General features: G+C 71.9%; 18 protein-coding genes. 9 read left to right on the top strand and 9 right to left on the bottom strand.

Annotated elements, in window-relative coordinates:
* Nucleotides 1–19: 19 nt before the first annotated feature.
* Complete coding sequence (locus RY076_RS13360) at nucleotides 20–841, bottom strand: metallophosphoesterase family protein (protein WP_323098715.1); 822 nt, start codon at nucleotides 839–841, stop codon at nucleotides 20–22.
* 5 nt (nucleotides 842–846) lie between these two features.
* A complete protein-coding gene (gene nadA, locus RY076_RS13355) occupies nucleotides 847–2,049 on the bottom strand; it encodes a quinolinate synthase NadA (RefSeq protein ID WP_323098714.1) in 1,203 nt (400 codons plus the stop codon).
* Between the two features lie 128 nt (nucleotides 2,050–2,177).
* Here nadA and RY076_RS13350 point away from each other — a divergent pair, with 128 nt between their 5' ends.
* The 4 genes from RY076_RS13350 (at nucleotide 2,178) to erpA (ending at nucleotide 5,888) form a co-directional block, all read left to right on the top strand.
* On the top strand, nucleotides 2,178–2,933 hold the full coding sequence (locus RY076_RS13350; RefSeq protein ID WP_323098712.1) for an SDR family NAD(P)-dependent oxidoreductase: 756 nt from the start codon (nucleotides 2,178–2,180) through the stop codon (nucleotides 2,931–2,933).
* Nucleotides 2,930–4,114: an S-adenosylmethionine:tRNA ribosyltransferase-isomerase gene (locus RY076_RS13345; protein WP_323098711.1), complete on the top strand. Its 1,185-nt coding sequence runs from the start codon at nucleotides 2,930–2,932 to the stop codon at nucleotides 4,112–4,114. Before RY076_RS13350 ends, RY076_RS13345 begins: the two co-directional genes overlap by 4 nt.
* Before the next feature lie 46 nt (nucleotides 4,115–4,160).
* A complete protein-coding gene (locus tag RY076_RS13340; RefSeq protein ID WP_413785775.1) occupies nucleotides 4,161–5,324 on the top strand; it encodes a glycerate kinase family protein in 1,164 nt (387 codons plus the stop codon).
* A 186-nt stretch (nucleotides 5,325–5,510) separates the two neighbouring features.
* Entirely contained in the window at nucleotides 5,511–5,888 is a 378-nt protein-coding gene (erpA, locus tag RY076_RS13335) for an iron-sulfur cluster insertion protein ErpA (RefSeq protein ID WP_323098708.1), read from the top strand.
* Between the two features lie 112 nt (nucleotides 5,889–6,000).
* Here the strand turns inward: erpA and RY076_RS13330 are convergent, their stop codons facing one another.
* Nucleotides 6,001–6,195, bottom strand: a complete 195-nt coding sequence (locus tag RY076_RS13330; RefSeq protein ID WP_323098707.1) for a hypothetical protein — start codon at nucleotides 6,193–6,195, stop codon at nucleotides 6,001–6,003.
* A gap of 96 nt (nucleotides 6,196–6,291) precedes the next feature.
* Between RY076_RS13330 and RY076_RS13325 the strand changes: the two genes are divergently transcribed.
* Nucleotides 6,292–7,278, top strand: a complete 987-nt coding sequence (locus RY076_RS13325) for a carbohydrate kinase family protein (protein WP_323098705.1) — start codon at nucleotides 6,292–6,294, stop codon at nucleotides 7,276–7,278.
* A gap of 64 nt (nucleotides 7,279–7,342) precedes the next feature.
* The gene (aat, locus tag RY076_RS13320) at nucleotides 7,343–8,017 is read left to right on the top strand and encodes a leucyl/phenylalanyl-tRNA--protein transferase (RefSeq protein WP_323098704.1); all 675 of its coding nucleotides are present in this window, start codon (nucleotides 7,343–7,345) and stop codon (nucleotides 8,015–8,017) included.
* A gap of 31 nt (nucleotides 8,018–8,048) precedes the next feature.
* On the opposite strand, the gene RY076_RS13315 is transcribed toward aat, so the two are convergent.
* Both RY076_RS13315 and RY076_RS13310 read right to left on the bottom strand, forming a co-directional pair.
* Nucleotides 8,049–8,321, bottom strand: a complete 273-nt coding sequence (locus RY076_RS13315; RefSeq protein WP_323098703.1) for a sulfurtransferase TusA family protein — start codon at nucleotides 8,319–8,321, stop codon at nucleotides 8,049–8,051.
* Nucleotides 8,318–9,556, bottom strand: coding sequence for a cysteine desulfurase family protein (locus RY076_RS13310; protein ID WP_323098701.1), 1,239 nt, complete (start codon nucleotides 9,554–9,556; stop codon nucleotides 8,318–8,320). The genes RY076_RS13315 and RY076_RS13310 overlap by 4 nt, the downstream gene beginning before the upstream one ends.
* A gap of 149 nt (nucleotides 9,557–9,705) precedes the next feature.
* Between RY076_RS13310 and ctaC the strand changes: the two genes are divergently transcribed.
* Genes ctaC through RY076_RS13295 form a run of 3 tightly spaced genes read left to right on the top strand, consistent with a single transcriptional unit; the run spans nucleotide 9,706 to nucleotide 12,782 of the window.
* Nucleotides 9,706–10,623 carry an aa3-type cytochrome oxidase subunit II gene (gene ctaC, locus RY076_RS13305; RefSeq protein WP_323098700.1) on the top strand — a complete coding sequence of 306 codons (918 nt, stop codon included), beginning with the start codon at nucleotides 9,706–9,708 and terminating at the stop codon, nucleotides 10,621–10,623.
* On the top strand, nucleotides 10,620–12,377 hold the full coding sequence (gene ctaD / locus RY076_RS13300) for an aa3-type cytochrome oxidase subunit I (protein ID WP_323098699.1): 1,758 nt from the start codon (nucleotides 10,620–10,622) through the stop codon (nucleotides 12,375–12,377). Before ctaC ends, ctaD begins: the two co-directional genes overlap by 4 nt.
* A 3-nt stretch (nucleotides 12,378–12,380) precedes the next feature.
* Nucleotides 12,381–12,782: a cytochrome c oxidase subunit 4 gene (locus RY076_RS13295; protein ID WP_323098698.1), complete on the top strand. Its 402-nt coding sequence runs from the start codon at nucleotides 12,381–12,383 to the stop codon at nucleotides 12,780–12,782.
* A gap of 351 nt (nucleotides 12,783–13,133) precedes the next feature.
* Here RY076_RS13295 and RY076_RS13290 read toward each other — a convergent pair whose 3' ends face one another.
* From RY076_RS13290 to qcrA, 4 genes are all read right to left on the bottom strand, one after another.
* Complete coding sequence (locus tag RY076_RS13290) at nucleotides 13,134–13,487, bottom strand: metallopeptidase family protein (RefSeq protein WP_323098696.1); 354 nt, start codon at nucleotides 13,485–13,487, stop codon at nucleotides 13,134–13,136.
* Nucleotides 13,488–13,707: 220 nt separating this feature from the next.
* Complete coding sequence (locus RY076_RS13285) at nucleotides 13,708–14,292, bottom strand: DUF2231 domain-containing protein (RefSeq protein ID WP_323098695.1); 585 nt, start codon at nucleotides 14,290–14,292, stop codon at nucleotides 13,708–13,710.
* Between the two features lie 209 nt (nucleotides 14,293–14,501).
* The gene (gene qcrB, locus RY076_RS13280; RefSeq protein ID WP_323098694.1) at nucleotides 14,502–16,265 is read right to left on the bottom strand and encodes a cytochrome bc1 complex cytochrome b subunit; all 1,764 of its coding nucleotides are present in this window, start codon (nucleotides 16,263–16,265) and stop codon (nucleotides 14,502–14,504) included.
* Nucleotides 16,262–17,365, bottom strand: a complete 1,104-nt coding sequence (gene qcrA / locus RY076_RS13275; RefSeq protein ID WP_323098693.1) for a cytochrome bc1 complex Rieske iron-sulfur subunit — start codon at nucleotides 17,363–17,365, stop codon at nucleotides 16,262–16,264. Before qcrA ends, qcrB begins: the two co-directional genes overlap by 4 nt.
* Nucleotides 17,366–17,402 lie beyond the last annotated feature (37 nt).

Below are 17,402 nucleotides of genomic sequence, written 5' to 3'. Positions count from 1 at the left end.
AGGCGTCCTCGACGCGCAGTCAGGAGTCGGAGCCGCGGCCGCGGTAGATGCCCTCGTGCAGCTCGAGGGCGTACGCCTCGGCGCCGGGCATGCCGAGGTCACGGGCGGCCGCGACCTCCGCCTCGATGTCGTACGGCACGCGCACGAACTGGATCGAGAAAGGTTGGGGGGCAAGGGAGTCCGTGACGCCCTCGAGGATGCAGTAGGGCGCGGTGGGGTCGTCGAGGTGGTTGCCGACGGCTCCGGCGTTGAAGAGCTGGAGTCCTTCGTCGACCTCGAGGTAGGTGCCGTGTATGTCGCCGTAGCCGACGACGTCGGGTGTCGTCCCCTCCGGCCACGCGTCCGCGGGGTGCCCGGGCAGGGCGGGCGCCCAGGGCCCGGTGAAGTCGGTGTTGGTGAACATGCCGCGGAACTCATCCATCGTGTGCTCCCAGCGCACCCGCACGAACTCGCTCGTCTGCGAGGCGTGGAAGAGGCGGATCCGCTTGCCGCTCATGACGAGGTCGTGGGCGTTGGGCAGCCCCGACAGCCAGGCGGCGTCCTCGTCGGTGAGCTCGTCACGCGTCCACTGGCCGGCCTCGAACCTTGGGACGTCGCCCCGGCCGACGTAGCCCTCCCAGTCGCCGATGAGCGAGTCCCAGTTGCCGCGGACGGTCAGCTCGCACGTCTCGCGGGTGCGCTTGATCGCCTCGGAGCCGCGCGGTCCCTTGCCCACGACGTCGCCGAGGTTGAGGACGCGGGTGATGCCGCGCGCCTCGATGTCGGCGAGGACGGCCTCCAGGGCCGTGACGTTGCCGTGGACGTCGGAGACGATGGCGATGCGGTCGAGCGGTGGCCGCATCCGCGTCAGTCCTTGTGGGTCTTGCCGGGCAGGGCGAGCATCCGGTCGAGCGCGGCGCGCGCCTCGGCGGCGACGGTCGGGTCGACGCGGATCGGGTTGACGACGCGGCCCTCGACGAGCGACTCGAGCGCCCAGACGAGGTGGGGGAGGTCGATGCGGTTCATCGTCGAGCAGTAGCAGACGTTCTTCTCCAGGAAGGCGATCCGCTGGTTCGGGAACTGCGCGGCGAGGCGGCGCACGAGGTTGAGCTCGGTACCGACGACCCACGACGTGCCGTCGGGCGCGGCGGCGATCGTCTGGATGATCTTCTCGGTCGAGCCGACCTCGTCGGCGAGCTCGACGACCTCGTACCGGCACTCGGGGTGCACGATGACCTTGACGTCGGGGATGTCCCGGCGGGCCACCTCGACGGCCTCGACGGAGAACCGCCCGTGCACCGAGCAGTGCCCGCGCCAGAGGATCATCCGGGCGGCCTCGAGCTGCTCTCGCGTCAGGCCGCCGTTGGGGCGGTGCGGGTCCCACACGACGCAGTCGTCGAGGGAGAGGCCGAGCTCGCGCACCGCCGTGTTGCGGCCGAGGTGCTGGTCGGGCAGGAAGAGCACCTTGCCGGTGCCGCCGCCGTCCAGCCCGACGCCGCCCACCTGCTCGAAGGCCCAGTCGAGGGCAGTGCGGGCGTTGGACGAGGTGCAGATCGTGCCGCCGTGCCGGCCGGTGAACGCCTTGATGGCCGCCGAGGAGTTCATGTACGTGACGGGGATCGTCTGCTCGGCGACGCCGGCTGCCGCGAGCTGGTCCCAGCAGTCCTCGACCTGGGCGATCGCGGCCATGTCGGCCATCGAGCACCCGGCGGCGAGGTCGGGCAGGATCACGGTCTGGTCGTCGCTCGTGAGGATGTCGGCCGACTCGGCCATGAAGTGCACGCCGCAGAAGACGATGTAGGGCGCGTCGGGCCGGGCCGCGGCGTCGCGCGCGAGCTTGAAGGAGTCGCCGGTGACGTCGGCGAACTCGATGACCTCGTCGCGCTGGTAGTGGTGCCCGAGCACGAAGACGCGGTCCCCGAGCGCGGCCTTCGCCGCACGGGCGCGCTCCACCAGTCCGGGGTCGGACGGCGCGGGCAGGTCGCCCGGGCACTCCACGCCGCGCTCGGTGTGCAGGTCGGTGCCCTGGCCGAGCACGAGGAGGGGCAGCGGTGCCGGTGCCGTCGTCATGCCCAGATCGTATGCCGCGGCGCGCGGCTGTCGTGCCAGGGCCCGACGCCGTGGACGGGTCGCCTCTTGACCTCAAGCTCACTTGATGTCTGACGCTGTGGCTCTCGACCACGAACCAGGAGATCCCGATGCCCATCGCACTCGTCACCGGCGCCAGCCGCGGTCTCGGCCGCGCCCTCGCCGCAGCCCTCGCCGACCGGGGCTGGTCCCTCGTCCTCACGGCCCGCACGACGGCCGATCTCGACCGCACGGTGTCCGAGATCGGCTCCGGTGCGTCGGGCGCGAGGGCCGGTGCCGTCGTCGGCGTGGCCGGCGACGTCTCCGACGCCGTGCACCGCCGCGACGTCGTCGACGCCGTGCGGACCACCAGCGACGGAGCCGGCCTCGACCTGCTCGTCGCCAACGCCAGCACCCTCGGCCCGCTCCCGATGCGCGGCCTGCGCGAGGTGACGGGCGACGACCTCGCCGCGGTCCTCGCCGTCAACGTCCTGGCCCCGCACGAGCTCGTCCGCGCCCTCCTGCCCGACCTCGAGCAGGCCACGGGCGCCGTCCTGACGCTCTCGTCCGACGCCGCCGTCGGGCACTACGGGACGTGGGGTGCCTACGGCGCCTCCAAGGCGGCGCTCGACCACCTCACCCTGACGCTGGGGGAGGAGGTGCCCGGCGTGCGGGCCTGGGCGCTCGACCCCGGCGACATGCGCACCGGCATGCACCAGGACGCGTTCCCGGGCGAGGACATCAGCGACCGGCCGCTGCCCGAGCAGGTCGCGGTGCCGGCGGTGCTGGCACTCCTGGACACGCGCCCGCCGAGCGGCCGGCTCGTCGCTGCCGACGTCGTGGCGGCGGCCGGGACGCCCGACGCGGGCCGGGTGGTGGCCCGGTGACGACGCTGCTGCGCCACGCCCCCTCCACCCACTTCCGCTCGACCGGCGACCTCACCGCCGCCACCCCACCCGAGGAACGCGCCGGCGGCCGCGACGCCGTCCGGCTCCTCGTCGCCGAAGGCACCCCGGCGGGGCCGACGGTCACGCACACCGGGTTCGACCGGATCGGGGACCACCTGCATCCCGGTGACGTCCTCGTCGTCAACACGTCGGCCACCTGCGCCCGTGAGGTCGATGCCGAGCTCGAGCGCCGAGGGCCCGTGGTCCTCCACGTCGCCACGGCCCTCGACGAGAGCACCGCCGTCGTCGAGCTGCGCACGTCGCCCGACGCGTCGGCGCCTCTCCTCGACGCTGCCGTCGGCGACGTCGTGGAGGTGGACCTCGCACCCCGCGGCACGGACGCATCGACGCAGCCGGCGTCAACGGTGCTGCGGGCTGGGCTGCGCCTCGAGGCGCCCTACCCGGAGGACGGGTCCTCGCCCACGGGGGAGGGCAACCGCCTCTGGCGCGCGGCCGTCCTCGCGACCGACGCGTCCGGCACCGACGACCCGTCCGCGGCCCACGACGTCGGCGAGCTGCTCGCCGGGCTCGACCGGGTCGGCCGGCCGATCGCGTACGGGTACCTGGCCCACCGGTACCCCCTCGCCGCCTACCAGACCGTGTTCGCGAGGGTCCCGGGCAGCGCAGAGATGGCCAGTGCCGGCCGCCCCTTCACGGCAGACCTCGTGACCCGACTCGTCACCGCCGGCGTCCTCGTCGCCCCGGTGCTGCTGCACACCGGGGTGTCCTCGCAGGAGGCGGGCGAGGCGCCGCAGCCCGAGTGGTTCTGCGTGCCGGACGCCACCGCCGCGCTCGTCGACCACGCGCGGAGCCGGGGCGGACGCGTCGTCGCCGTCGGCACGACCGCGACGCGGGCGCTCGAGTCGGCCACTGACGCGTCGGGCACCGTCCACGCCGCCGAGGGCTGGACCGACCTCGTCATCGGGCCCGACCGTCCGGTGCGCGTCGTCGGCGGTCTCGTCACCGGCTGGCACGACCCGGAGGCCTCGCACCTGCTGCTCGTCGAGTCGGTCGCCGGCCCGGCCCTGACGCAGGCGGCCTACGACGAGGCCCTCGCCCACCGGTACGGCTGGCACGAGTTCGGCGACGCCGGCCTCTTCCTGCCCGCGCGCCGGCCCTGACGCACCCCGGCCGGGGCCGCGGCGGGCGGGTGGGAGGATGCGTCGCGTGCACGTCATCCTCGCGCCCGACTGCTACACCGGCACGCTGACCGCCCCGCAGGCCGCGGCCGCGATGGCCGACGGCTGGTCGCGCAGCGCCCCGCACGACGCGCTCACCCTCGTGCCGCTCTCGGACGGCGGCCCCGGCTTCGTCGACGTGCTCGCGGCCTCGCTCGGCGGCGAGGTGCTCGGCGTCGTCACGACCGACCCGCTCGGGCGCGAGGTGCCCGCGACGGTCCTGCTCGTCGACGAGCCGTCCGGTCGCACGGCCTACGTCGAGTCGGCCCAGGCCGCCGGCCTGCACCTGCTCGCCCCCGACGAGCGCGACCCGACGCGCACCACCACGTTCGGGGTCGGCTCGCTCGTCCTCGCCGCCCTCGAGGCGGGGGCCCGACGGATCGTCGTCGGCTTGGGCGGTTCGGGCACCAACGACGCCGGCGCGGGGCTGCTCGCCGCGCTCGGCGCCGGCCCGCGCGAACGCCTCGCCCGCGGGGGCCTCGCCCTCGCCGCGGTGGACGCGGACGACGTCGCGGGCCTCGACGCCGCCCGGGCGCGGCTGCGCGGGGTCGAGCTCGTCGTCGCGAGCGACGTCGACTCCCCGCTGCTCGGTCTCAAGGGCGCGAGCGCCGTCTTCGCGGCGCAGAAGGGAGCGAGCGAGGAGGACGCGCAGCGCCTCGAGAACGCGCTCGGTCACTTCGCGAGCGTCGTGGCGCGGGTGCGCCCGCCGGCGCGTGACCTGCTCACCGGCACGGCGATCCGCTCCGAGCGCGAGCCCGGCGCCGGTGCCGCCGGCGGGCTCGGCTACGCCCTATTCCTCCTCGGGGCGCGGCACGCGTCCGGCGTCGGCGCGGTGCTCGAGGCCGTCGGCTTCGACCGGCTCGTCGCCGCGGCCGACCTCGTCGTCACAGGCGAGGGGCGTTTCGACTGGCAGTCCCTGCAGGGCAAGGTCGTGGTCGGCGTCGCCGAGGCGGCAGCCGCGGTGGGGATTCCCGCGGTCGCGGTGCCCGGACAGGCGGTCGTCGGGCGCCGCGAGGCCATGGCGGCCGGGCTCTCCGGGGTGTACCCCGTGGCCGAGAAGCCGGCCGACGTCGCCGGCTCGCTCGCCGACCCCGCAGCGAGCCTCGCCGCCCGGGTGGCCCGGGTCGCGCGGACGTGGTCGCCGGCCCGCTGAGGGCCGCCGACGCGCCCGCTCACGGACGCCTTCGCAGCACGGCGCGTCCGCATCGTGGGCACCTGCCGGGGGCCGGGTTGCGTGCGCACGGGCCCCCTCGACGTATCCTTGACGAGCCGGGAACACTTCCGGCGCGCCACGGGTTGTCACTCCTGACCCGTGCACCACGACGCGAAGGACCAGCACATGAGTGTCGAGACGAACGCTTCTCCCGCCGAGGCCCAGACCGAGGCTCCCGCCCACGGTGTCGTCCTCACGGACGTCGCGGCGACCAAGGTCAAGAGCCTCCTCGAGCAGGAGGGTCGCGACGACCTCCGCCTCCGCGTGGGCGTCCAGCCCGGCGGCTGCTCCGGCCTGATCTACCAGCTCTACTTCGACGAGCGCACCCTCGACGGTGACCTCGTGCGCGACTTCGACGGTGTCGAGGTCGTCGTCGACCGGATGAGCAGCCCCTACCTCGAGGGCGCCACGATCGACTTCGCCGACACCATCGAGAAGCAGGGCTTCACCATCGACAACCCCAACGCGGGCAGCAGCTGCGCCTGCGGCGACTCCTTCAGCTGAGTCGCAGCGCCGCACGAGGCGCCGGCCCTCGCCGGCACCCGCAGGACCGCCGAAGGGCCCGACCGCACCGGTCGGGCCCTTCGCGATGTCCGGCGCCGTCCACGTCAGCCGGCTAGCTGCCGTAGTCGTCGAGACCCCGTATGAGCCGTTCCGCGTCGTCCGGCACCTCGATGTCGACGTGCCGGGGCTGCCAGGCCCGCGGAGCGGTGTGAGGGAGGTCGAGGTCCCGACAGTCCATCACGAGCTCGGAGACGCTGCCCGAGTCGAGCTCGTCCCTGGGGGAGGGGAACTCCAGCGCCGTATCCATGCACCAACGCTAGTTCCGGCTCGGGGGCGGGCACAGGGGTACCGGCAAGTAGGTGCGGCGCGCCCCGGTCGTCCCCAGTCACGCTAGGTTCTCCGTGTGCAGATCGCCATCACCGGTTCCATCGCCACCGACCACCTCATGACCTTCGACGGACTCTTCGCCGACTCCCTCGTCGTCGAGCAGCTCGACAAGATCTCGCTGTCCTTCCTCACCTCGGACCTCCAGGTGCGGCGGGGAGGGGTCGCGGCCAACATCGCCTTCGGCATGGCCAACCTCGGCCAGAGCCCGATCCTCGTGGGCGCGGTGGGTGAGGACTTCACCGACTACCGGTCCTGGCTCGAGCGGCACGGCGTCGACTGCGCGTCGGTGCACTACTCCGAGTCGCAGCACACGGCCCGCTTCATCTGCACCACCGACAAGGACATGGCCCAGATCGCGACGTTCTACGCCGGCGCGATGTCCGAGGCCCGCGACATCGAGCTGGCCCCGGTCGCCTCCCGGGTCGGCGGCCTGGACCTCGTCGTCGTCGGCGCCAACGACCCCGAGGCGATGCTGCGCCACACCGACGAGTGCCGCAGCCGCGGCATCCCCTTCGCGGCCGACCCGAGCCAGCAGCTCGCGTTCTGCGACGGCCCGACCATCGCGCGCCTCATCGACGGCGCCGACTACCTGTTCACCAACGAGTACGAGAGCCACCTCGCCTGCCAGAAGACAGGCTGGAGCGAGGACGAGCTCGCCGACCGCGTCCGCGTGCAGGTCAAGACCCGGGGCAAGGACGGCGTGACGGTCCGGGTCCGGGGCGAGGAGCCGGTCGAGGTCGGCATCGCCCGCGAGGTGCGCAAGGCCGACCCCACCGGTGTCGGTGACGCCTTCCGTGCCGGCTATATCACCGGCCTCGGGGCGGGCCTGCCCGTCCGCCGGTGCGCCGAGCTCGGCTCGATGCTCGCGACGTACGTCATCGAGACCATCGGCACTCAGGAGTACGCGCTGTCCCAGTCGCGCTTCCTCGAGCGGCTCGCCGACGCGTACGGCGCGGAGTCCGCCGACGAGATCGGTCCGCACATCCGGTGCCCGCGCCCGTGACGGCCGGACGCTGACGGCTAGCCCGACGAGACCCCCGACGCCCCCCGAACCCACGAGCGGACCCGTGCCCACCCCGCCCCCGCCCACCGCCTGGGACTTCGCCCTCGACCGGGTGCCGCCCGGCGAGGACCTCATCGGCATCGGCGCCGACCTCGAGGTGCCGACGCTCTACGAGGCGTACTCGATCGGGGTCTTCCCCATGGGTATCGGCGACCACGGTGCCGAGCCGATCGGCTGGTGGTCGCCCGACCCGCGCGGCGTCCTGCGCCCCGACGGCCTGCGGGTGACCCGATCGCTGCGCAAGGCCCGGGGCCGGTTCGAGGTGCGGGTCGACACGGCGTTCGAGGACGTCGTGGCGGCGTGCGCCGAACCCGACCGCGAGGGACGGTGGATCACGCCCCAGATCGCGCGCGCCTACACCGAGCTGCACCGGGCCGGCTGGGCGCACTCGGTCGAGACGTGGCAGGACGACCGGCTCGTCGGGGGCCTCTACGGCGTCGCGATCGGCGGGCTGTTCGCGGGGGAGTCGATGTTCCACCACGTCACCGACGCCTCGAAGGTGGCCCTCGTCGGCCTGTGCGAGCTGCTCCGCGCCGACGGCGACCCGCGCCGGGTCGTCGACGTCCAGTGGCAGACGCCGCACCTGGCCACGCTCGGCGTGCTCGAGGTGACCCGCGACGAGTACCTCGCGATGCTGCCCGACGCGCTGCGGGCGCCCCTGCCGGAGCCCTGGCGCTGACCGACGTGCCGACCGACGCCCTGACCGGTGATCAGGGAGTCTCGGGCGCGAGCACCTCGACGTCGTAGGCGGTGTGGTCTGCGCGGTCGCGTGCGCCGACGAACCGGTGCCCCCGCATCCGGCACCAGGCGGGCACGTCGTGCGCGGCGGCCGGGTCGGTCGCGAGGACCGTGACGACACGAGGCGTGGGGTCGTCACGCACGAGCCGGGCCAGGCGGATCACCGGCAGCGGGCAGCGCTCGCCCCGGGCGTCGACGACGTCCGCCGTCTCGGGCGACTCCGTGGAGTCAGGGGAGTGGCTCACAGGTCGCCCACCCCGAGGCTGGCCCGCACCGCGGCGACCGTCGGGGCCAGCGCGGCACAGAAGGCGTCGACGTCAGCGGTGACGCCCGGCGACACGGCCGGTAGTGGCAGCGTGACCCGGACGTTGCCGTGCGTCAGCACGCCCATGGCCGAGAGGACGTGGCTCGGTTCGAGCGTGCTCGACGTGCACGCCGACCCGCTGGCCACGGCGAACCCGGCCGCGTCGAGGGCCCCGACGACGACCTCGCCGTCGACGTAGAGGCTGGAGAACGTCACGACGTGGGGGAGGCGGTCGACCGGGTCGCCGACGACCTGCGTGTCGGGCACGCCGGCCGCGGCGTCGCGGACCCGCGACACGAGCCGCGAGGTCGTGGCGGCGTCCGGCACGCGCGTCGCCTGCGTCTGCTGCCACGCCTCGGCGGCGGCGAGGGCCACCGGGACCCACGGGACGACGTCGGTGCGGCCGTGCTCGACGTCGGCCCGGGCCCCCGACCAGTGCCAGCGCACGCCCTCGCGGACCACGAGCACGCCGAGCGGGGGACCGGCCCAGGTGCGGGCGTCGCCCACGAGGACGTCCCAGTGCTCCGGCACGTCGTCGCGCCCGAGCGAGGCCGACGCGTCCACGACGAGGGGCACGCCGGCCCGCCGGCACGCCTCGTATGCGTCGGTGACCGGCTGGCGCGTGCCCACCTCCCCGTTCGCGCTCTGCAGCGCCGCGACGACGGTGCCGGGCTCCGCCACGGCCGCCGCCCACGCGTCCAGGTCGACGCGGCCGAGCGCGTCGACGGGCACCTCGGCGAGCAGGGTCGGGTCATCGACCGACGACGCGCGGGCCCGGGCGGGCACGAGCACCGCGGAGTGCTCGACCGCCGAGGCCACGGTGCGCGCCCCGCGCCGGCGCGCGGCGTGCAGCATCCCCTCGACGGCGCGCGAGATCGCCGCGGGCCCGCTCGGCAGGAAGCTCACCTCGCCCGGACGCACCCCGAGACCGGCGGCCACCACCTCGCGCGAGCGGTCGAGCAGGGCCCGTGCCCGGCGTCCCTCGGAGTGCAGGCGGGCCGGGTCGGCCCAACCGGCGTCCACGGCGGCGACGAGGGTGTCGCGGGCGGTCGGGTGCAGGGGCCCGGCGGCGGCGTCGAGGAGGCGCCGCGCGGGGGGCGTGGTGGCCGTCCCACCGACGTGTTCACCGACCTGCCCAGCGGGTCCAGGGTTCGTGCCCGGATCGTGACTGACCACGCCGCAACGTTAGCCGTACCCTGCCGGACAACGTCTGTGGCAGGGCGGTAGGGTTCGGGGATGTGGGCAGAGGCTGCCCGCGGACGGATGACGGGAAGCGCTCAGTGGCGCGCCCGGCGCGCACACGAACGGCAAGAAAGGTGCACCTGGTGCCTGAGCACGACGACACCCCGGCCACGCCGGCGGTGACCTCGGCAGGACGGGGACGCAGGGCGTTCCGGGTCGCGGCGGTGGCCGCGGTCTCCGGTCTCGCGCTGGCCGGCTGTCAGGGTCAGCTCTCCAACGGGTTCCTCCCGGAGGCGGTCTCCGACAGCGGCAGGACGGTCACCGACCTCTGGGTCGGCAGCTGGATCGCCGTCCTCGCGGTCGGCGCCATCACGTGGGGCCTCATGCTCTACGCCGCCATCCGCTTCCGGAAGCGCAAGGGCGACGAGACCCTCCCGGTTCAGCTCCGGTACAACGTGCCGATGGAGCTGCTCTACACGGTGGTCCCGGTCTTCATGGTCGCCGTGTTCTTCTTCTACACCGCCCGCGACGAGGCCGCGCTCATCGACACGACGAGCAAGAAGCCCGACCTGCAGATCAGCGTCGTCGCCAAGCAGTGGAGCTGGGACTTCAACTACATCGCGGCGAACGTCCACGAGAGCGGCGTCCACACCGAGCTCGACGGCAGCACGGGCAAGCGCGCCCAGATGCCGGTGCTCTACCTCCCGGTCAACAAGCGGGTCCAGTTCATCCTCAACGCCCGCGACGTCATCCACAGCTTCTGGATCCCGTCGTTCATGATGAAGATGGACATGCTCCCGGGCAAGACGAACACCTTCGCGCTGACCCCGACGCAGACCGGCGAGTTCCAGGGCAAGTGCGCCGAGCTCTGCGGCGCCTACCACTCGCAGATGCTGTTCATGGTCAAGGTCGTCACCCAGGATGAGTACGACCAGCAGATGAAGCACCTCGCCGACATCGGCCAGAGCGGCCTCGTGCCCGTCGACGTCAGCCGTGAGCACATGGTGCCCGCCGACGCCGACAAGATCCCCGCACCCGCTCGTACTGGGAGCAACCAATGACGTCCGCAACCCTCAACCGTGAGGCCTCGGTCCCGGCCGCCACCCCGCGTCCGCGCCTCAAGGGCCAGACCTTCGTCAAGTGGGTCACCACCACCGACCACAAGGTCATCGGCAACCTCTACTTCATCACCTCGTTCGTCTTCTTCCTGCTCGGCGGCATCATGGCCCTGTTCATCCGGGCCGAGCTGTTCGCCCCGGGTCTGCAGGTCGTCGACAACCCCGAGCAGTTCAACCAGCTGTTCACGATGCACGGCACGATCATGCTGCTGCTCTTCGCGACGCCGCTCTTCGCCGGCTTCACGAACGCGCTGATGCCGCTGCAGATCGGCGCCCCGGACGTCGCGTTCCCGCGCCTGAACATGTTCGCCTACTGGCTCTACCTCTTCGGTGGCCTCATCGCCTCGGCCGGCTTCTTCACGCCGCAGGGCGCGGCCGCGTTCGGCTGGTTCGCCTACGCGCCGCTGTCGGACGTGTCCTACAGCCCCGGCCTCGGCGGCGACCTCTGGGTCTTCGGCCTCGCGCTCGCCGGTTTCGGCACGATCCTCGGCGCCGTCAACTTCATCACGACGATCGTGTGCATGCGCGCGCCCGGCATGACGATGTTCCGGATGCCGATCTTCACGTGGACGGCGCTCATCACGTCGCTGCTCGTGCTCATCGTCTTCCCGATCCTCGCCGCGGCGCTGTTCGCCCTCGGTGGTGACCGACGCTTCGGGATGCACATCTTCGACGCCGAGAACGGCGGTGCCATGCTCTGGCAGCACCTGTTCTGGTTCTTCGGCCACCCCGAGGTGTACATCATCGCGCTGCCGTTCTTCGGCATCATCAGCGAGGTCCTGCCGGTCTTCTCGCGCAAGCCGATCTTCGGCTACAAGACCCTCGTCTTCGCCACGATCGCCATCGCGGCCCTGTCGGCCAGCGTCTGGGCGCACCACATGTACGTCACCGGCCAGGTGCTCCTGCCCTTCTTCGCCGTCATGACGATGCTCATCGCGGTCCCGACCGGCGTGAAGTTCTTCAACTGGATCGGCACGATGTGGGGCGGCAAGGTCGTCATGGCCACGCCGATGCTGTGGGCGATGGGCTTCCTCGTCACGTTCCTCTTCGGCGGCCTGACCGGCATCATCCTGTCCAGCCCGGCGCTCGACTTCCACCTGTCCGACAGCTACTTCGTCGTGGCGCACTTCCACTACACCGTGTTCGGCACCGTCGTGTTCGCGATGTTCGCCGGCTACTACTTCTGGTGGCCGAAGCTGACCGGCCGGATGCTCGACGAGCGGCTCGGCAAGATCCACTTCTGGATGCTCTTCATCGGCTTCCACACGACCTTCCTCATCCAGCACTGGCTCGGTATCGAGGGCATGGCCCGTCGCTACCCGGACTACCTGCCGGAGGAAGGCTTCCAGGCCGCGAACATCGTCTCGAGCTGCGGTGCGTTCCTGCTCGGCGCCTCGATGATCCCGTTCATCTACAACGTCTGGAAGACCTGGCGGAAGGCTCCGCTCGTCGAGTCCGACGACCCGTGGGGCTACGGTGCCTCGCTCGAGTGGGCCACCTCGTGCCCGCCGCCGCGGCACAACTTCACCTCGCTGCCGCGCATCCGCTCGGAGCGCCCCGCGTTCGACCTGCACCACCCCGAGGCCGCCGCGGGCGTCCGGCCGGTGGCCGACCAGGGCACCCTCACGCAGGTGATGGGCCCGGCCGACGTCGAGCACGAGACCACCCCCGCCCGTACCGACAAGCGTGAGGACTGACCGATGCGCGTCGAGACCAAGCTGCTGGTCTACCTGTTCATCTTCTTCGTCCCGGTCACGCTGATCTACGGGTTCTGGTCCAAGTGGGAGGAGCCCATCGGCGTCACCGCCCTGGTCCTCACCGGTGCCCTCTTCGCCCTGTCCGGCTTCTACTTCTGGATGACCGGCAAGAAGCTGCCGCTGCGTCCCGAGGACAACGCGAGCGGCGAGATCGAGGAGGCCGAGGGAAACTACGGCTACTTCGTCGCCAGCTCCTGGACGCCGCTGTGGCTCGGCGCCTCCGGCGCGATCATGTTCGCCGGGCTCGCGATCGGCTGGTGGCTGTTCATCATCGGCGTGTTCTTCGCGATCCCCGCGGTCGTCCTCTGGGTGTTCGAGTCCTTCTCGGGCGAGTACTCCATCTGAGGCAGCCGCAGACACCCGCAGACACCGGAACGGGCCCGGTCGCCACTGGCGACCGGGCCCGTTCCGCGTCCCGGCGGCGGCGCACATCCGGGTCAGGACATCGGGTCAGGACATCTGGTCGGGATATCTGGTCCAGGACATGACGAAGGGGAGGGCGCAGGACCCTCCCCTTCGTGTTGGCCACGTGCGTCACGGACCCTCGGGCTCGTGGTGCGATCGTGTGGGAGAGAACATCCTCGCTTGCACCTCCATCCGATCGGTGGTCGGTCCTACGACCGTAGATCCTCCGGGCGGGGCCGTAAAGGGCAGGTGCCCCCGGGCAGGGGCAAAGTGTCCACCGCACGAGACAGGTCAGCCCCAGCCGAGCTCGTGCAGCTGCTCGTCGTCGATGCCGAAATGATGGGCCACCTCGTGCACGACGGTGACCGCGATCTCCTCGCGCAGCTCCTCGAGGTCGGTGCACATCCGCTCGAGGGGCCCCTTGAAGATCGTGATCCGGTCGGGCAGCGAGCCGGCCGACCACCACTCGCCGCGTTCGGTGAGCGGCGTGCCCTCGTAGATGCCGAGCAGCTCGGCGTCGTGCGCCGGCGGCTCGTCCTCGACGAGGACGACGACGTTGTCCATGGCTCGGGCCAGGTCCTCGGGAATGGTGTCGAGGGCGTCGCCGACGGCCTGCTCGAACTCCGCCTCGGACAGGTGCTGCACGGCAGCAGTCTCGCACGGCGGGTGGCCCGCACCGTCGCGGCCGCAGCAGCACCGGAGTGCCGCGGCGGCAGACGGAAGCCCGAGGGGACGCTCCACGCACGCAGAACGGCCCGTGGAGCGCGCTGAGCGCCTCCACGGGCCGTCTCCGGTGTCGTGGGGGTCCTACGGGACGAGTGCGGGCGCAGGACGCTTCGTCGGCGAGGTCAGGGCACGCCCGCCCTCAGTTGCCGTCGCCGTCGCCGCCCTGCGGGGCGGGCGTCTGCGACACGGAGTCGGACCAGGCGGCCTGGGCGCCGCTGTGGCCGATGCGGACGACCTGCACCGACGTGCCGAGGGCGGCGACGAGGCCGACCACGGCCGCGCCGACGAGCAGCCAGCGCGGCAGCACCGCCGCGGGCGCGACGCGCTCGGCCGCCACCGGCGGGGCCGGTGCCGTCGCGCCATCGGTCGCCCCGTCGGTCGCGTCGGCGGCGGCTGCCCGCTCGCGGCGCGCGACGACGTAGAGCGCTGCGGCGCCGACGAGCAGGAGGATGACCCAGGGGAGGAGGCCGTCGGCCAGCTCCGAGTGCTGCTCGATGAGGTCGCTGTGCTCGACGCGGCGCTCGAGGGCCTCGCCTGACTGGGTCGACAGCGGGGTCAGGACGACGGCGAGCACCGACAGCGCGAGCGGGAGCCAGCCGGCCCAGCGACGGAACCGAGGCCACACCGCGGCGAGGAGGACGGCCACGGCCGCGGAGGGAACGATGACGGTCGTCGCATGGACGACGAGCGGATGGACGGGGAGGCCGAAGATCGTGTCGAGCATGCATGTACCTCTCGAGGTGGGGGAGGGCACCGGGAGCGCCGGTCACCCGAGCAGACCCTTTCGTCCGGTTCTGAGAAGTTTCTCAGAGCAGGGTGCGGTCGGCGCGTCGGGACCGGTGCTGCGGCGGGGACGCCGAAGGCCCCGACCCGGTGCGGGTCGGGGCCTTCGGGCGAACCGGACGCGGTGCGTCGGGCGGCAGGACGGTGGCCTCAGTCGTGGTGGCGGTCGGCCTTGATCGTCTCGCGCTCGCTGCCCGCACCGGCCTCGATGGCCTCGTGCTCGCCCGCCGGGGCGGCGGCGTGGCCGCCGTGGTCGTGGTGCGCGGCCTCGAGCTCGGACGGCGTGACCGGGGCGACGCGGTCCCTGAAGTAGAAGTGCGAGAACTTCGCGCGCAGCCGCTCCTTGCGGGCGATCGGGCTGTCGACGCCGTTGGCGTCCTTGCCCGCCGTGAGCGCCAGGGGCTCGGGGGACTCGTGCTGGACGAGCACCCACCGCTCCTCGGGCGTCAGCGGTGCGTGGATCTCCTCGAAGCGACCGTCGGCGTAGCGCCAGATGGTGCCGGTCTCACGGCCGTGGAGAACCTTCTGCTGGTCGGCCCGCTGCAGGCTCAGGCAGATCCGCTTGGTGACGATGAAGGCGATGACCGGGCCGACGAAGAACAGCACCCGCAGCGTCTGCGTGATGTCGTTGATCGACAGGTGCAGCTTGATCGCCATGAGGTCGTTGCCGGCGGCGAAGAAGAGCACGACGTACATCGTGATGCCGGCGATGCCGACGGCCGTGCGCGTCGGGGCGTTGCGCGGGCGGTCGAGCAGGTGGTGCTCGCGCTTGTCACCGGTGACCCAGGCCTCGACGAACGGGTAGGCGCCGATGATCGTCCACATGATCGGCAGCAGCAGGATCGAGCCGGGGAAGATGTTCATGCTCCACGTGAAGTTGCCCCACGAGACGAACTCGAGGAAGCCGGGGAGCAGACGCAGCGCACCGTCGGCGAAGCCCATGTACCAGTCGGGCTGGGAGCCGGCCGTGATCGGCGACGGGTCGTACGGGCCGTAGGCCCAGATCGGGTTGATCGTCACGACCGCCGAGATGAGGGCGATGACACCGAAGACGATGAAGAAGAAGCCGCCGGCCTTGGCGATGTACACCGGCAGGAGCGGGTAGCCGACGACGTTGTTGTTCGTACGGCCGGGCGCCGGGAACTGGGTGTGCTTGTGCACGAAGACCAGCAGGATGTGCGCCGTGAAGAGGCCGACGAGGATCGCCGGGATGAGCAGGACGTGCGCCGAGTAGAGGCGCGGGATGATCGCCTCGCCCGGGAACGCGCCGCCGAAGATGAAGTAGCTCATGTACGAGCCGATGACCGGCACCGACTGGACGAAGCCGTTCATCGCGCGGATGCCGGTGCCCGAGAGCAGGTCGTCGGGCAGCGAGTAGCCGGCGAAGCCCTCGATGCAGGCGAGCATCGACAGGATGGTGCCGAAGACCCAGTTGATCTCGCGCGGCTTGCGGAAGGCGCCGGTGAAGAAGACGCGCGCCATGTGCACGAAGACCGAGACGACGAAGATCAGCGCCGCCCAGTGGTGGATCTGTCGGATGAGCAGCCCGCCACGGATGTCGAACGAGATGTCGAGCGTCGAGCGGTAGGCGTCGGACATCGTCACGCCCTGGAGGGGCACGTACGAGCCGTCGTAGACGACCTGGCTGGCGCTCGGGACGAACCAGAACGTCAGGAACGCGCCGGTCAGCAGGCAGACGATCATCGAGTACATCGCGATCTCGCCGAGCATGAACGACCAGTGGTCGGGGAAGACCTTCTTGGCCAGGAACGACACGCCCTTGGCGGCGCCGACGCGGTCGTCGACCCAGCCGGCGATGCCGCCGAGCGGCTTGGTGGCCGACGCCTCGGCGTCGGCCTGACGGTCGCCGGAACGCAGCGCGTCGGCGGGACGGGACTCGTTGATGGTGCTCATCGTGCACGCTCCCAGAAGCTCGGTCCCACGGGCTCGAGGAAGCCCTGGGGGGCGACGAGGTAGCCGGCGTCGTCGACGGTGATCTTCAGCTGCGGCAGCGGCCGCTTGGCCGGGCCGAAGATGACGGCGCAGTCCTCGGTGAGGTCGAAGGTCGACTGGTGGCAGGGGCAGAGCAGGTGGTGCGTCTGCTGCTCGTAGAGGCCGACCGCGCAGCCCACGTGGGTGCAGATCTTGGAGTAGGCGACGGCTCCGTCGACGCCCCAGTCCTTGGCCTTCTGCACCTTGATCAGGTCAGGCTCGAGGCGGATCAGGATGACCGCTGCCTTGGCCTTGGCCTCGAGGACGTGCTTGCCCTCGTCGATGTACTTCTGAAGGGTCTCCGGCATGACGTGGAAGACCGATCCGAGGGTGACCTCGTCGAGGCGGATCGGCGTCATCTCCGGGTCGCGCATGAGGCGGATCGGCTTGCCGCCGTTGTCCTTCGGGTCCCAGATCGTGTGCTTGAGCTCGTCGACGGTGACCGGGCCGAGCGAGCCGGCGACCTGCAGGCCGAGGGGGAGGGCGAAGAGGCCGAGCGCGCCGCCGAGCGTGTACTTCAGGACGGGGCGGCGGTTCATCTGCGTCGACTCGACGCCGGCGGACACGACCTGAACGGCCTTGGCGCGCTGCTGCGTCGTGGAGGCCTGGACGTGGCGCTCCTCGACGATCTCCTCGTCGGACATGAGCGTCTTGGCCCAGTGGACCGCGCCGATGCCGATGAGGAAGATCGCGAACCCGAGCGAGAGGCCGAGGACGACGTTCTGCGTCTTGGCCTTGCCGATGCCCGGGAAGAAGAACGTGGCCTCGTCGGGGATCGCGAAGTAGCTGACGAGGAAGACGAGCGTGGCCAGCATCGACAGGCCGAACAGCGTCGCGACCTGGCGCTCGGCGCGCTTGGCGGCGGCGGGGTCGTCGTCGGCGGCGCGGTGGACGTGCGGCGGCAGCCCCGGGTTCTCGAAGAGGTCCGCTGCGGCGTCGGCGTGGCGCTCGACGGCGCCCGACTCGGAACCGTGGGCGAGCGCGCTGCCCGCTCCGGTGTCCGTCGTCTCGTTGTCGTTCATCGGGTGGTGGTCCTGTCGTCGTGCGTGATCTGGACGA

The sequence above is a fragment of the Intrasporangium zincisolvens genome (genome assembly GCF_034724055.1).
Lineage (GTDB): Bacteria > Actinomycetota > Actinomycetes > Actinomycetales > Dermatophilaceae > Monashia > Monashia zincisolvens.
The sequence above is the reverse complement of the archived record's forward strand: the minus strand, read 5'-3'. Positions and strand labels throughout refer to the sequence as shown.

Bases quoted from the DNA above. Each gene is read 5' to 3' on its own strand.
- RY076_RS13295 (WP_323098698.1), top strand. From the start codon at position 12,381: ATGCGCGTCGAGACCAAGCTGCTGGTCTACCTGTTCATCTTCTTCGTC.
- RY076_RS13285 (WP_323098695.1), bottom strand. From the start codon at position 14,292: ATGCTCGACACGATCTTCGGCCTCCCCGTCCATCCGCTCGTCGTCCAT.
- ctaD (WP_323098699.1), top strand. From the start codon at position 10,620: ATGACGTCCGCAACCCTCAACCGTGAGGCCTCGGTCCCGGCCGCCACC.
- nadA (WP_323098714.1), bottom strand. From the start codon at position 2,049: ATGACGACGGCACCGGCACCGCTGCCCCTCCTCGTGCTCGGCCAGGGC.
- RY076_RS13350 (WP_323098712.1), top strand. From the start codon at position 2,178: ATGCCCATCGCACTCGTCACCGGCGCCAGCCGCGGTCTCGGCCGCGCC.
- qcrB (WP_323098694.1), bottom strand. From the start codon at position 16,265: ATGAGCACCATCAACGAGTCCCGTCCCGCCGACGCGCTGCGTTCCGGC.
- erpA (WP_323098708.1), top strand. From the start codon at position 5,511: ATGAGTGTCGAGACGAACGCTTCTCCCGCCGAGGCCCAGACCGAGGCT.
- RY076_RS13360 (WP_323098715.1), bottom strand. From the start codon at position 841: ATGCGGCCACCGCTCGACCGCATCGCCATCGTCTCCGACGTCCACGGC.
- RY076_RS13330 (WP_323098707.1), bottom strand. From the start codon at position 6,195: ATGGATACGGCGCTGGAGTTCCCCTCCCCCAGGGACGAGCTCGACTCG.
- qcrA (WP_323098693.1), bottom strand. From the start codon at position 17,365: ATGAACGACAACGAGACGACGGACACCGGAGCGGGCAGCGCGCTCGCC.